Here is a 676-nt window from a genome sequence, read left to right on the forward strand (position 1 = left end):
CGGTACGTCGTCGGTCGCGACGCCGCCTGCCGCGGCGGCCGCATCGAGCGACACGGCAGCTGCGCCGAGCGGCCCCGTGACGTTCGCGTGGCCCGCGCGCGGCCCCGTGCTGAACGGGTTCGACGACGCGAAGAACAAGGGCGTCAATATCGGCGGTACGGCCGGCGAGGCCGTGAAGGCGGCAGCCGATGGCCGCGTCGTTTATTCCGGCAATGGCCTGCGTGGCTACGGCAACCTCATTATCATCAAACACGATGCAACTTACCTCACGGCGTATGCACACAATCGCGCTTTGATGGTAAAAGAGGGGGACGCGGTGACGAAGGGGCAGAAGATCGCCGAGATGGGTAACAGCGATTCCGACCGCGTGATGCTGCATTTCGAGGTTCGCCGGCAGGGTAAGCCTGTCGATCCGCTGAAGTATTTGCCGCCTCAATAACCGAGACGACCATGCCGAAATCGAAGCGCCACGAGCCGCAAGCCGAGTCTGAGAAGATCAGTCGTGCCACGCAAGCATCGGTGGGGCGAGCGGGTGCTTCGACGGACGACGAAGACGACAACGCGGATAACGAACGTGATCTCGAGGCGCGCGACGCGGAGGCGGACGGTGGCGACGACGAGCGCGAAGGCCGGCCCGAGGCGTCGCCCGACGTCGACGATTTCCGCACGCTGCTGC

At 65.1% G+C, this 676-nt stretch carries 1 protein-coding gene and 1 pseudogene; both read left to right on the plus strand.

What is annotated here, in order from left to right; genetic code table 11:
* On the plus strand, nt 1-439 hold a 439-nt coding region (locus L810_RS43255), incomplete at its 5' end, for a murein hydrolase activator EnvC family protein (RefSeq protein WP_042978465.1).
* An 11-nt stretch (nt 440-450) separates the two neighbouring features.
* Nucleotides 451-676 (plus strand): annotated as a pseudogene (locus L810_RS43260) (RNA polymerase sigma factor RpoS); the annotation flags it as partial.

The sequence above is a fragment of the Burkholderia sp. AU4i genome (assembly GCF_000466765.1).
GTDB lineage: Bacteria > Pseudomonadota > Gammaproteobacteria > Burkholderiales > Burkholderiaceae > Burkholderia > Burkholderia cepacia.